Source organism: Streptomyces sp. NPDC007095 (genome assembly GCF_040634475.1).
In the GTDB taxonomy this organism is placed as follows: Bacteria; Actinomycetota; Actinomycetes; order Streptomycetales; family Streptomycetaceae; genus Streptomyces.
Map to the genome: position 1 here is coordinate 67,676 of NZ_JBEYFS010000004.1, position 12,300 is coordinate 79,975.

11 protein-coding genes are annotated in these 12,300 nt (G+C 67.0%); 5 read left to right on the forward strand and 6 right to left on the reverse strand.

The window, feature by feature from the left end:
- Window positions 1-174 precede the first annotated feature (174 nt).
- Complete coding sequence (locus ABZ656_RS02730) at window positions 175-1,512, forward strand: MATE family efflux transporter (RefSeq protein WP_360263831.1); 1,338 nt, start codon at window positions 175-177, stop codon at window positions 1,510-1,512.
- Between the two features lie 258 nt (window positions 1,513-1,770).
- Here the strand turns inward: ABZ656_RS02730 and rplI are convergent, their stop codons facing one another.
- From rplI to rpsF, 4 genes are all read right to left on the reverse strand, one after another.
- Window positions 1,771-2,217, reverse strand: coding sequence for a 50S ribosomal protein L9 (rplI, locus tag ABZ656_RS02735; RefSeq protein ID WP_054236454.1), 447 nt, complete (start codon window positions 2,215-2,217; stop codon window positions 1,771-1,773).
- 18 nt (window positions 2,218-2,235) lie between these two features.
- Window positions 2,236-2,472, reverse strand: a complete 237-nt coding sequence (rpsR, locus tag ABZ656_RS02740) for a 30S ribosomal protein S18 (RefSeq protein WP_003949403.1) — start codon at window positions 2,470-2,472, stop codon at window positions 2,236-2,238.
- A 57-nt stretch (window positions 2,473-2,529) separates the two neighbouring features.
- Window positions 2,530-3,129 carry a single-stranded DNA-binding protein gene (locus ABZ656_RS02745; RefSeq protein WP_101399056.1) on the reverse strand — a complete coding sequence of 200 codons (600 nt, stop codon included), beginning with the start codon at window positions 3,127-3,129 and terminating at the stop codon, window positions 2,530-2,532.
- Window positions 3,130-3,206: 77 nt separating this feature from the next.
- Window positions 3,207-3,497 (reverse strand): 30S ribosomal protein S6, encoded by a 291-nt coding sequence (rpsF, locus tag ABZ656_RS02750; protein WP_004950685.1) that lies wholly within the window; start codon window positions 3,495-3,497, stop codon window positions 3,207-3,209.
- 312 nt (window positions 3,498-3,809) lie between these two features.
- Between rpsF and ABZ656_RS02755 the strand changes: the two genes are divergently transcribed.
- The 3 genes from ABZ656_RS02755 (at window position 3,810) to ABZ656_RS02765 (ending at window position 6,680) form a co-directional block, all read left to right on the forward strand.
- Window positions 3,810-4,121, forward strand: a complete 312-nt coding sequence (locus ABZ656_RS02755; protein ID WP_054236452.1) for a hypothetical protein — start codon at window positions 3,810-3,812, stop codon at window positions 4,119-4,121.
- A gap of 236 nt (window positions 4,122-4,357) precedes the next feature.
- A complete protein-coding gene (locus ABZ656_RS02760) occupies window positions 4,358-5,479 on the forward strand; it encodes a peptidoglycan bridge formation glycyltransferase FemA/FemB family protein (RefSeq protein WP_101399058.1) in 1,122 nt (373 codons plus the stop codon).
- 169 nt (window positions 5,480-5,648) lie between these two features.
- A complete protein-coding gene (locus tag ABZ656_RS02765) occupies window positions 5,649-6,680 on the forward strand; it encodes an alanine racemase (protein ID WP_075031480.1) in 1,032 nt (343 codons plus the stop codon).
- Between the two features lie 121 nt (window positions 6,681-6,801).
- Here the strand turns inward: ABZ656_RS02765 and ABZ656_RS02770 are convergent, their stop codons facing one another.
- Both ABZ656_RS02770 and ABZ656_RS02775 read right to left on the reverse strand, forming a co-directional pair.
- On the reverse strand, window positions 6,802-8,313 hold the full coding sequence (locus ABZ656_RS02770) for a glycosyltransferase 87 family protein (RefSeq protein ID WP_101399059.1): 1,512 nt from the start codon (window positions 8,311-8,313) through the stop codon (window positions 6,802-6,804).
- Window positions 8,314-8,513: 200 nt separating this feature from the next.
- A complete protein-coding gene (locus ABZ656_RS02775; protein ID WP_360263839.1) occupies window positions 8,514-11,189 on the reverse strand; it encodes a transglycosylase domain-containing protein in 2,676 nt (891 codons plus the stop codon).
- A gap of 374 nt (window positions 11,190-11,563) precedes the next feature.
- Here ABZ656_RS02775 and ABZ656_RS02780 point away from each other — a divergent pair, with 374 nt between their 5' ends.
- Window positions 11,564-12,295, forward strand: coding sequence for a PadR family transcriptional regulator (locus ABZ656_RS02780; protein WP_075031483.1), 732 nt, complete (start codon window positions 11,564-11,566; stop codon window positions 12,293-12,295).
- The last annotated feature ends 5 nt before the right edge of the window (window positions 12,296-12,300 follow it).

Consider the following 12,300-nt stretch of genomic DNA (forward strand, 5'->3'; position numbering starts at 1 on the left):
GACAGAAACCGCCCTGACCTGCTCGTTTACCATCCACCGGCTGTGCAGAAGAAAAACTTTCCCGACAGGACCAAGATCGCTGCAAACGGTACACGGCGACACGCCCGACGAGAGCACGGGTAATGGTCACTATCACGTTGCATCTCTTACCTGTGGAAGATTAGATTGGTGCCCATGACACAGGCTCCCCCGGCACCCGAGGCCGCCCGACGTCGGCACGACCGAGAGATCGTCGCGCTGGCCGTTCCGGCCTTCGGCGCACTCGTCGCCGAGCCTCTTTTCGTGATGGCCGACAGCGCCATCGTCGGACACCTCGGCACCGCGCAACTGGCCGGCCTAGGTGTCGCTTCCGCCCTCCTCACGACCGCCGTCAGTGTTTTCGTCTTTCTCGCGTACGCCACCACCGCCGCCGTCGCCCGACGGGTCGGCGCCGGTGATCTGCGGGCCGCGATACGCCAGGGCATGGACGGCATCTGGCTCGCGCTGCTACTCGGCGCGGTCGTCATAGCCGCCGTCCTGCCCACGGCACCCGCTCTTGTGGAACTCTTCGGCGCCTCGCACACCGCGGCCCCGTACGCGACGACCTATCTGCGCATCTCTTCGCTCGGCATCCCCGCCATGCTCATCGTGCTCGCGTCCACCGGGGTCCTGCGCGGACTGCAGGACACGAAGACCCCTCTCTATGTCGCCGTCGGGGGCTTCGTCGCCAACGCCGCGCTCAACGCGGGCCTCGTCTACGGCGCCGGACTGGGTATCGCCGGCTCCGCCTGGGGCACCGTCATCGCCCAGTTCGGTATGGCCGCGGTGTATCTCTTCGTCGTCGTCCGCGGGGCCCGAAAGCACGGGGCCTCACTACGCCCGGACACCGCCGGGATACGGGCCTGCGCTCAGGCCGGTGCGCCCCTGCTCGTGCGCACGTTGTCGCTGAGGACGATCCTCATGATCGCCACGGCTGTCGCCGCACGGCTCGGGGACGCCGACATGGCCGCACATCAGATCATCCTGTCCCTCTGGAGTCTGCTCGCCTTCGCGCTCGACGCGATCGCCATCGCCGGACAGGCCATCATCGGACGCTATCTCGGTGCGAACGACGCTCAGGGTGCTCGCGAGGCCTGCGGCCGCATGATCCAGTGGGGCATCACTTCCGGCGTCGTCCTCGGCCTGCTGGTGATCGCCGCCCGCCCGATCTTCCTTCCCCTGTTCACCAGCGACTCGGCCGTCCAGAGCACGGCGCTTCCCGCCCTGGTTCTGGTGGCCGTCTCGCAACCGATCAGCGGAGTCGTCTTCGTCCTGGACGGAGTTTTGATGGGCGCGGGAGACGGACCCTACCTGGCGTGGGCCATGCTGCTCACCCTGGCGCTCTTCACTCCCGTGGCGCTGCTGGTGCCCACGCTCGGGGGTGGGCTCACCGCGCTCTGGGGAGCGATGACGCTGATGATGACGGTGCGGATGCTGACCCTGTGGCTGCGCTCCCGCTCGGGACGCTGGATCGTCACGGGCGCGACACGCTGAACCAGCACACCGGCCGTTTCACGTGAAACGGCCGGTACAGCCGGCCAACCCGACCTGGTCCTGCCCCCCTGCCCCTCTCCCTGGCCGTCGCCCCGTCCCCACCCCCACCCCCGCCCTAGCCCTAGCCCTAGCCCTCAGACCTGTTTCACGTGAAACCCCCGTTTCACGTGAAACACAGGACAGCTCGCCCCTACAGAACGAAAAAGGGCCGTACCCCAGCGGGTACGGCCCTTCTCTCAGCTATGCCGAGCGCAGCGGTCAGGCCGCGACGACCTCGATGTTGACCTTGGCGGCAACCTCGGGGTGAAGACGCACGGACGTCTCGTGGGCGCCCAGGGTCTTGATCGGCGAGCCCAGCTCGATGCGGCGCTTGTCGACCTCGGGGCCACCGGAAGCCTTGATCGCCGAAGCGATGTCGGCCGGGGTGACGGAACCGAAGAGACGACCGGCGTCGCCGGAGCGGACGGCCAGACGGACCTTCACGCCTTCGAGGCGGGCCTTGATCTCGTTGGCCTGCTCGATGGTCGCGATCTCGTGGATCTTGCGAGCACGACGGATCTGCTCGACGTCCTTCTCGCCGCCCTTGGTCCAGCGGATCGCAAAGTTCCGCGGGATCAGGTAGTTGCGAGCGTAACCGTCCTTGACGTCGACGACGTCGCCCGCGGCACCGAGGCCGGAGACCTCGTGGGTGAGGATGATCTTCATTAGTCGGTCACCCTTCCCTTATCGCGCGGTGGAGGTGTAGGGCAGCAGCGCCATCTCACGGCTGTTCTTCACGGCCGTGGCGACGTCACGCTGGTGCTGCGTGCAGTTGCCGGTCACGCGGCGGGCACGGATCTTGCCGCGGTCGGAAATGAACTTCCGCAGCATGTTCGTGTCCTTGTAGTCCACGTACGTGACCTTGTCCTTGCAGAAAGCGCAGACCTTCTTCTTCGGCTTGCGCACAGGCGGCTTCGCCATGGTGTATCTCCTGTGTGATCAAGAAGTGGGGGTACGGCCCACCCTCGGCCCGGGGGCCTAGAAGGGGGGCTCGTCCGAGTAGCCGCCGCCAGAGCCGCCGGAGCCGCCGGAGTTTCCACCCCAGCCGCCACCGCCGCCGCCCTGATTGCCACCGGCAGGAGCGCTGGTCGCCCAGGGGTCCTCCGCGGGAGCTCCGCCGCCGCCCTGCTGGCCGCCGCCGGAGCCTCCGCCCCAGCCGCCGCCCTGCTGGCCGCCGCCGGAGCCGCCGCCGTAACCGCCCTGGCCACCGCGACCGGTGGTCTTGGTGACCTTGGCCGTGGCGTTCTTCAGGCTGGCGCCGACTTCCTCGACGTCCAGCTCGTAGACCGTGCGCTTGACGCCCTCACGGTCCTCGTAGGACCGCTGCTTCAGTCGGCCCTGCACGATGACGCGCATGCCTCGCTGGAGCGACTCGGCGACGTTCTCCGCCGCCTGACGCCAGACCGAGCAGGTCAGGAACAGGCTCTCGCCGTCCTTCCACTCATTGGTCTGACGGTCGAAGGTGCGGGGGGTGGACGCGACACGGAACTTCGCGACCGCCGCACCGGAAGGGGTGAAGCGCAGCTCGGGGTCGTCGACAAGATTGCCGACGACCGTGATGACGGTCTCGCCTGCCATGGGGGAACCTCTCGGCGGGTTTGCTGCTGGCTGCTAGTGCTGCTACTCGATGCCCGAGATCAGCTGAGCTGCAGAGCTCAGTGGGTCTCGGGACGGAGGACCTTGGTCCGGAGGACCGACTCGTTCAGGTTCATCTGGCGGTCGAGCTCCTTGACGACCGCAGGCTCGGCCTGCAGGTCGATGACCGAGTAGATGCCCTCGGGCTTCTTCTTGATCTCGTACGCGAGACGACGACGGCCCCAGGTGTCGACCTTCTCGACCTTTCCGTTGCCCTCACGGACGACGGAGAGGAAGTTCTCGATCAGCGGGGAGACAGCGCGCTCCTCGAGATCGGGGTCGAGGATGACCATCACCTCGTAGTGACGCATGTGGAACCCACCTCCTTTGGACTCAACGGCCACGGCGGTTCCGTGGCAGGAGGGTTGTGATGCGTTCGCAACGGTATCCGCCGCCACTGACAACGCCACGGACAAGAAGAGTCCGTCGATGTACCGAGTGATCGGTGAACCGACGGGGAATCCTTGTCGTGACCTGGCCATGGCCTGGGCAGACACCGGTGCAGAGGGTACAGAGTACCTGCACACCCGCTTCCGGTTGAAATCCGGCCGGGGTCACCGTCAATCTGTACACATCGGGTGTGTATGGCGCTACGATGCGCCGCCTTCCGCAGGAGGTGCCCTATGGCACAGACGCGACCCACCGTTGCCGGCTCTCTGTTCGCGACGGACCACAAGCCCCACCCCCTCCAAGACACGCTGCTCGCGGTGACTCTGGTGCTCGGAGTCACCGCTCTCATCACGGCAGCCTTCAACAGCCTGCATCTCATCAGCTCGTGGGCAGGTCTGATCGGGATCATCACCGGCGCCTCCGGGCAGTTCATCTCGGAGACGACCCGGGAACGCTTCGGCCTGATCCTGGGTCTCGGTGCCTCGGCCGTCGGCTTCTTCCTCGGCATGGCGCACGGCGGCCTCTTCGGCGGCATCATCGGCTGAGGCACCCGGACCCGTTCCGCGGGCCGGGCAGCCGACACAACCTCGTCCGGACGGCCGGAGGCACCACCTCCTGCCGAAACAGCCGGACACATCACCCCAGAACGTCCTGACCACGCTTCGGTCGGGACGCAGGTTCAGTGCGGCCAGTCGGGGCGCTCCCAGGGCGCAGTAGGCTTCGGCGCGAGAGCCGGAGCCCCTGTACCCATGGGGACACACCAGCCCGAGGAGCGCCCCGAATGAGCCTGACCCTGAGGACCATCAGCCGAGAGCAGCATCTGGCCTACATCCAGAGCCTGCCCGCGGCGAGCCACATGCAGGTTCCGGCATGGGCCGATGTCAAGGCGGAGTGGCGCTCCGAGAGCCTCGGCTGGTTCGACGAGCGGACCGGCGGGATGGTGGGCGCCGGGCTGGTGCTGTACCGCCAGCTGCCCAAGATCAAGCGCTACCTCGCGTACCTCCCCGAGGGCCCGGTCATCAACTGGTACGCGCCGAACCTCGACGAGTGGCTGCAGCCGATGCTCGCGCACCTCAAGCAGCAGGGCGCCTTCTCCGTGAAGATGGGCCCGCCGGTGATCATCCGGCGCTGGGAGGCCACGTCCATCAAGGGCGGCATCCAGAACCCGGACGTGAAGCGCCTGCGTGACATCGAGCCGGACTTCATCGAGCCGCGCGCCTTCGAGGTCGCCGACAAGCTGCGCCGCATGGGCTGGCAGCAGGGTGAGGACGGAGGCGCCGGCTTCGGCGACGTACAGCCCCGCTACGTCTTCCAGGTGCCGCTGGCCAACCGCTCCCTGGAAGAGGTCCACAAGAACTTCAACCAGTTGTGGCGGCGCAACATCAAGAAGGCCGAGAAGGAGGGCGTCGAGGTCGTCCAGGGCGGCTACCACGACCTCGAGGAGTGGCAGCGGCTGTACGAGATCACGGCGATCCGCGACCACTTCCGGCCGCGCCCGCTGTCGTACTTCCAGCGCATGTGGTCGGCCCTCAACACCGAGGACCCCAACCGGATGCGGCTCTACTTCGCCCGGCGCGGCGGCGTGAACCTGTCCGCGGCCACGATGCTGGTCGTCGGCGGGCACGTCTGGTACTCGTACGGCGCATCGGACAACATCGGGCGTGAGTTCCGGCCCTCGAACGCGATGCAGTGGCGGATGCTGCGCGACTCGTACGCCTTGGGCGCGACCGTCTACGACCTGCGCGGCATCTCCGACTCTCTGGACGAGACGGACCACCTCTTCGGTCTGATCCAGTTCAAGGTGGGTACGGGCGGGCAGGCCGCCGAGTACCTCGGCGAGTGGGACTTCCCGCTCAACAAGCTGCTCCACAAGGCACTCGACATCTACATGTCGCGACGCTGAGCCAGTACATGCCGCGACACTGAGCCTGTACACGTCGCGCCGCTGAGTCAGTCCGGAGCGCATGCCGAGCCCCCGTCCGGCCCGGCGTCGCCCCGTCGGTCCGGCGGATCCGCCACAATTTCCCTACCTCTGATTCACCGCAGCCACGAGAAAGGTTCCGGGACCGGCCATGGCGCTCACGCTCTACGTCGACACCGCGCGCTGGCGGGCACACCACAAGCAGGTGTCCGAGCAGTTTCCGGGGCTCGTCCCCGTCTGCAAGGGCAACGGCTACGGCTTCGGCCACGAGCGGCTCGCCGACGAGGCCACCCGCCTCGGCTCGGACATCCTGGCCGTCGGCACCACGTACGAGGCCGCCCGGATCAAGGACTGGTTCGGCGGCGATCTGCTGGTCCTGACGCCGTTCAGGCGTGGCGAGGAGCCCGTACCGCTGCCCGACCGTGTCATCCGCTCGGTGTCGTCCATCGACGGCGTGTACGGCCTCGTGGGCGCCCGTGTCGTCATCGAGGTGATGTCCTCGATGAAGCGGCACGGTGTCAGCGAGCAGGATCTGCCGCATCTGCACTCCGCCATAGAGAACGTCCGACTGGAGGGCTTCGCCATCCACCTGCCGCTGGACCGCACCGACGGGTCGGACGCCGTCGAGGAGGTCATCGGCTGGATGGACCGTCTGCGCGCGGCCCGGCTGCCGCTGCACACGATGTTCGTCAGCCACCTCAAGGCCGATGAGCTCGCGCGGCTGCAGCAGCAGTTCCCGCAGACCCGCTTCCGCGCCCGTATCGGCACCCGGCTGTGGCTGGGGGACCACGAGGCGACCGAGTACCGCGGAGCCGTCCTGGACGTCACCCGTGTCTCCAAGGGCGACCGCTTCGGCTACCGGCAGCAGAAGACGGCCTCCGACGGCTGGCTGGTCGTCGTGGCGGGCGGTACGTCGCACGGAGTGGGCCTGGAGGCCCCGAAGGCTCTGCACGGCGTCATGCCGCGCGCCAAGGGCGTCGCCCGGGCCGGCCTGGCGACGGTCAACCGGAACCTTTCTCCGTTCGTCTGGGCCGGCAAGCAGCGCTGGTTCGCCGAGCCGCCGCACATGCAGGTGTCGATCCTCTTCGTACCGTCGGACGCCACGGAGCCTCAGGTCGGCGACGAGCTGGTGGCCCATCTGCGGCACACCACCACGCAGTTCGACCGCATCGTGGAACGCTGATCCCGGCAAACGAGCACCTGCCCGCGCTCCTGCCCCTGGGGACACAACGCGAAAGGCCGTACACACACACCGTGTACGGCCTTTCGCGTTGCCCGTCGGAGCCGGGCCGAGCTCTGTTCGCTCAGAGCGAACTGTCCTCCGGGGCCGGCCCTCCGCCGTTGCCGCCCCATTCCACCTGGGGCCCCTCGAAGTGGGCCGCGTGCCGCGGTGGATGGGCCGCCGCGCCGAGCACGAAGACGTCCTCCGCGCCGTTCAGGACGCCTCCCGAGGGATCGTCCTCGCCCGCCCTGCGCACGACGTCCCGCTCCGGCATGAGGATGTCGCGTACGACCACGGCGCACAGGTACAGCGTGCCCACGAGGTGCGCGGCGATCGCGAACTGGTACCCGTGGGAGGAGAGGCCCTTGTGGGCCTCCCCACTGGTCGTGTACGCGAGGTACATCCAGATCCCCAGGAAGTACGCGACCTCGCACGCCTGCCAGATCAGGAAGTCCCGCCACTTCGGCCGGGCCAGCGCGGCCAGGGGGATCAGCCACAGCACGTACTGGGGCGAGTAGACCTTGTTGGTGAGGATGAAGGCCGCGACGATCAGGAAGGCCAGCTGGGCGAAGCGGGGGCGGCGCGGGGCGGTGAGCGCGAGCACGGCCATGGCCACGCAGACGAGCAGCATCATGACCAGCGCCCACGCGTTCGCCGTCTGATAGCTGATCGGGACCTTCCACCAGGTGGAGATGAACAGGAAGACCGAACCGAAGTCGATCCCCCTGGTCTGGCTGAAGCTGTAGAACTTCGCCCAGCCTTCCGGCGCGAGGTACATCACGGGAAGGTTCACCACGAGCCAGGCTCCGACCGCGCCCATGAGCGCGTTCCCGAACTCCCGCCACTTGCCCGCCCGCCAGCACAGCACGAGCAGCGGTCCCATGAGCAGGAACGGGTAGAACTTGGCGGCCGTGGCGAGCCCGAGCAGGATGCCGAAGGCGAGGGAGCGGCCACGCGACCACATGAGCATCGCGGCGGCCAGCAGGGCCACCGCGAGGAGGTCCCAGTTGATGGTGGCCGTGAGCGCGAAGGCGGGCGCGAGGGCGACCAGGAGGCCGTCCCAGGGGCGCAGGCGGTGGGTGCGCGCGGTGCATACGGCGATGACCGCCGCGCACACCATGAGCATCCCGGCGTTGACCATCCAGTAGATCTGCTCCTGGTGCTGGATGCTGCCGCCGCCCGGCGTGAGCCAGGCCGCGACCTCCATGAACAGACCGGTCAGGACCGGATACTCGAGGTAGTCCATGTCGCCGGGGAGCTTGTCGAAGTACGGCACGAGCCCGTCGGCGAAACCGCGTCCCTGGTAGAGGTGCGGGATGTCCGAGTAGCACGCGTGCGTGTACTGCGTGCTGGCCCCGAAGAACCAGCCGCTGTCGTAGCAGGGCAGTTTCTGCACCATACCGAGGGCGAACATGCCGATCGCGACGAGCGCGATCACCCGTACCGGGGTCCACCAGGACGCCCCCAGCAGCGCTCTCCGTCCGATGGGGCCGCCGATCAGCTCACTTCCGGCCGCGGCGACCTCGTCGTCCTTGGTCGGCCGCACCGGCTCCGGCTCGCGCACGCTCGTTCGCGTCGTCTCTGCACTGGGCATGGCGCACATCCTGCCGTACGCGTCTGAGAATGGCCGCAGGGGCAGTGAAGCTCTTACCGTCCGGCGCCCACGATGCCGCCGGGTGAGCGAGGCGCGGCTGCGCATTTCGACCCGCACGCGCAGAACGTTCGACCCGCACGCACAGAACAGGGGCCGTCAGCCACAGCTGACGGCCCCTGTTCATCGGGCTTCGCGTCTATCTATCCGCCATTCTGTCCGGCGAAGATGCCGCCGTTGCTATTACCTCTGGTGTTCCCGCTGGTATTGGTCACCGTCGGTGTGGGTGAGGTGGTTCCGGTCGCACCGCCGGTGCTCCCCGCGTTCGTCCCGCCGTTGTTCCCACAGTTCCAACCGAAGTTGCCGCAGGTGTCGGTCGGCGAGGCCGTGGGAGAGCTGCTGAGGGACGGGCTGGGCGAGGTACTCGGCGTCGGGCTCGCCGACGGCGACGGTGTGGTCGACGGGATCGCGGACGGACTCGGGGTGTCGTTGAGGACCTTTCCGATGGGCTCGGGCGTCGGGAAGGGCTCCGCCTTCGTGCCCTTGAGCGCCTGCTCCATGTAGTCGTGCCAGATCTGAGCCGGGAACGAGGCGCCGTGGATCTTCTTCTCGCCGCCCGTGCCGTACATCTCCAGGAACGTGCGGCTCTTGTTGGACGCGTCGTCGTCCAAGCGGTACATGCCGATCGAGGTCGACAACTGCGGGGTGTATCCGACGAACCACGCCGACTTGTTGCCGTCGGTCGTACCGGTCTTGCCGGCCACCTCACGGCCTGTCAGCTGGGCGGCGGTGCCGGTTCCCTTATCGACAACCGTCTTCAGCACGTCGGTGACGTTGTCCGCGACCTGCGAAGAGAAGGCGTCCTTCGCCTTGGCGACACTACTGTGCTCGAACACCGTGCCGTCCTTGCTGGTGATCTTCTCGACCGAGTACGGATCGTGCTGCTGGCCGCTGTCCGCGAAGGTGGCGTACGCGCCGGCCATACGGATCGCACTGGGGTCGGAGGTACCAATGGAGAACGAGGGAAAGTTGGAGCTCGCCAGACTGGTCTTGAGGATGCCCGCGTTCAGCACGGCCTGCTCGACCTTGTCCAGGCCCACGTCCATACCGAGTTGCACGTAGGCGGAGTTCACGGACTCCCTCATCGCCTCGCGGAGATCGATCTTGTAACTCGGCGGGTTGTACGACTCGTTTCCGTCGTTGGTCTGGAGCCACTCCTTGCCGTCCTTGTCGGTCCAGACGGAGTGATCGTAGTTCTTGATCTTGAGCTTGTTCTTGCCGCTGTACAGGCTCTTCGGAGAGACCACCGTGCGTTCGTCCTGCGACTGCGACGGCCCCAGGTCGGGATCCTTCACACCCCACTGCATGGCGGCCGCGAGCACGAACGGCTTGAACGTCGAACCCACCTGGGCACCGGTCTGGTCGGCGTTGTTCGTGAAGTGCTTGGTCGCGTCCTCACCGCCGTAGATGGCCTTGATCGCGCCCGTGGATGGGTCGACGGAGGCCCCGCCGAACTGGACGTACGTGTCCGTCTTCGGCCGCAACTTGGGGTCTATCTTCTTCTTGCGGACTTCCTCCACGGCCTTTTCGAGCGCATTGACCTTCTTCTTGTCGAAGGTCGTTTTGATCGAGTAGCCGCCCCGCTGAAGTTGGTTCGCGGTGATCTTGGTGTTGTTGATGACGTACGCCTTGGCGAGATCGACGAGATAGCCGATCTGGCCGCTGAGTCGAGTGTTCGACCGCGGGTTCTGAGCCTTGGGGAGCGTCTTGTACTTGGCCCGCTCCGTGGCGCTCAGGTGGCCGTACTTGACCTCTTTGTTCAGAGTGTCCGACCACTGGGCCGTGGCCCGCCTCGTGTTGGCCTCGGGAGTGGCGGCAGCGTCGAGCGATGTTGCACCCGCCGGGTCGTAGTACGTGGCGCCCTTGAGCATCGCCGCCAGGAAGGCGCACTGGCTCGGGTCGAGGTACTCGGCGTCCTTGTTGAAGTACGCGCGCGCGGCCGCCTGGATCCCGTAGGCCCCGCGACCGTAGTACGCGGAGTTCAGGTAGCCAGCCATGATCTTTTTCTTGTCGACCGTGGCGCCAACCTTGATCGCGACGAAGATCTCCTTGAACTTCCGGGAGATCGTCTGCGACTGGTCGTCCAGCATCGCGTTCTTGACGTACTGCTGGGTGATGGTGGAGCCACCCTGCGTCTGGCCGCCCTTGGCCATATTCAAGAAGGCGCGCGCAATACCCCTCGGGTCGACGCCGCTGTCGGTCTCAAAGGTCTTGTTCTCCTGTGAGATGACGGCGTACCGCATCGCCGGGGGAATCTGCTCGTAGTTGATGATCTGGCGGTTCGTCTCACCACCGGTGGCGACCATCTGGCTGCCGTCCGCCCAGTAGTAGACGTTGTTCTGCGCCGTGGCGGTATCCGCGATGTTCGGGACACTCACCATCGCGTACCCGATACCGGCCACGGCCACCAGGCTCCCGCAGAAGCCGATGAACAGTCCCGTCACCAGCTTCCAGGAGGGCATCCAACGCCGGGCCCCGGACTTGCCCGCGCGCGGGTAGTCGATGAAACGCTTCTTTACAGGCCCAGAGGCCCGCGCGCGCCCGGGTCCGTCAGGACCGCCGCGGCGGCCGCCGGGCCCTGTGGCGTCGGCGCCTCTGCGCCGGCCGCCACCGCTGCTTCTCTGGGCCGCACGCCGGGCCTCGGCGCGGCCGGTGTACGGGCGCTCCTCCTCACCTCCCGACTCATAGGAGTCGGAAGGGGACCCGGTGGCGCCTCGCGGTGCCGCACGGCGGCCGGAGGACGGGCCGGTCTGGCCGCGTCGGGCCGCGGCACGTCCGCCGCCCTGTGGCTGCGACGGTTTGCGACGGTGCTCGCTCATCGAACGATTACTCCTCGGGCAGGCGCACCCGTGCGCGCCTGGAAACGGCAGCTGGTTTCCGGTCCCCCCGAAGTACGGATGCGGTCGTTTGCGCATTCACCCGTACTGCACCAGGGACGAGGACGCCCTCAGGCGTCACTCGGTTCCCGGTGGTTTTGCATGGCGCACAGACTACGCACCGTCAAAACCCCCCTATCTCTGAAGTTCACCCCAAATCAGGCAACTTGCTTCGTATGAATCGGTGATGTGACGCCGTTCACCATGGCCCCCCTTGTCGCAGACGGACGGCCGATCTATCGTGCTGATGTATCGAGTCGATACATCAGCTCGGCATAAAGAACGTGCCGAGGAGGCCGCGACAGCGAGGAGGCGATATGAGCCGGCGTTCCGGGATCCTCGAGTTCGCCGTCCTCGGCCTGCTTCGCGAGTCTCCGATGCACGGCTACGAGCTGCGCAAACGACTCAATACGTCACTGGGTGTGTTCCGTGCGTTCAGCTACGGGACGCTCTACCCCTGCCTCAAGACGCTGGTCGCGAGCGGCTGGTTGATCGAGGAATCGGGGAGCACCACCGAGGACGCCCTCGCCGCTCCGCTCGCGGGGCGCCGCGCCAAGATCGTCTATCGGTTGACGGCAGAAGGTAAAGAGCACTTCGAGGAGCTGCTCTCGCAGACGGGACCCGACGCGTACGAGGACGAGCACTTCGCGGCTCGGTTCGCGTTCTTCGGGCAGACGTCACGCGACGTGCGCATGCGCGTACTGGAGGGCCGCCGCAGTCGGCTCGAGGAGCGCCTGGAGAAGATGCGTGCCTCTCTGGCACGTACCAGGGAGCGCCTCGACGACTACACCCTTGAGCTCCAGCGCCACGGAATGGAGTCCGTGGAGCGCGAAGTGCGCTGGCTGAACGAGCTCATCGAGAGCGAGCGAGCGGGACGGGACGTCAAGGATTCCGCCTCCGAAGGCACCTCCCGAGGTGTCCCCGAAGGCAGCTCCCCGGGCGCCTTCGAAGGCTCCGCTCAGCAGAACAGCACATCTGGAGAGACGGGCGGCCTGCCCCGGCACCGGGACCAGTCCCGGCCGGATCCGTCCGACGACACCACCACGTGAGGTCC

What these genes read in the sequence shown, in the direction of transcription:
- ABZ656_RS02730 (WP_360263831.1), top strand. Translation starts at nt 175, where the DNA reads ATGACACAGGCTCCCCCGGCACCCGAGGCCGCCCGACGTCGGCACGAC.
- rplI (WP_054236454.1), bottom strand. Translation starts at nt 2,217, where the DNA reads ATGAAGATCATCCTCACCCACGAGGTCTCCGGCCTCGGTGCCGCGGGC.
- rpsR (WP_003949403.1), bottom strand. Translation starts at nt 2,472, where the DNA reads ATGGCGAAGCCGCCTGTGCGCAAGCCGAAGAAGAAGGTCTGCGCTTTC.
- ABZ656_RS02745 (WP_101399056.1), bottom strand. Translation starts at nt 3,129, where the DNA reads ATGGCAGGCGAGACCGTCATCACGGTCGTCGGCAATCTTGTCGACGAC.
- rpsF (WP_004950685.1), bottom strand. Translation starts at nt 3,497, where the DNA reads ATGCGTCACTACGAGGTGATGGTCATCCTCGACCCCGATCTCGAGGAG.
- ABZ656_RS02755 (WP_054236452.1), top strand. Translation starts at nt 3,810, where the DNA reads ATGGCACAGACGCGACCCACCGTTGCCGGCTCTCTGTTCGCGACGGAC.
- ABZ656_RS02760 (WP_101399058.1), top strand. Translation starts at nt 4,358, where the DNA reads ATGAGCCTGACCCTGAGGACCATCAGCCGAGAGCAGCATCTGGCCTAC.
- ABZ656_RS02765 (WP_075031480.1), top strand. Translation starts at nt 5,649, where the DNA reads ATGGCGCTCACGCTCTACGTCGACACCGCGCGCTGGCGGGCACACCAC.
- ABZ656_RS02770 (WP_101399059.1), bottom strand. Translation starts at nt 8,313, where the DNA reads ATGCCCAGTGCAGAGACGACGCGAACGAGCGTGCGCGAGCCGGAGCCG.
- ABZ656_RS02775 (WP_360263839.1), bottom strand. Translation starts at nt 11,189, where the DNA reads ATGAGCGAGCACCGTCGCAAACCGTCGCAGCCACAGGGCGGCGGACGT.
- ABZ656_RS02780 (WP_075031483.1), top strand. Translation starts at nt 11,564, where the DNA reads ATGAGCCGGCGTTCCGGGATCCTCGAGTTCGCCGTCCTCGGCCTGCTT.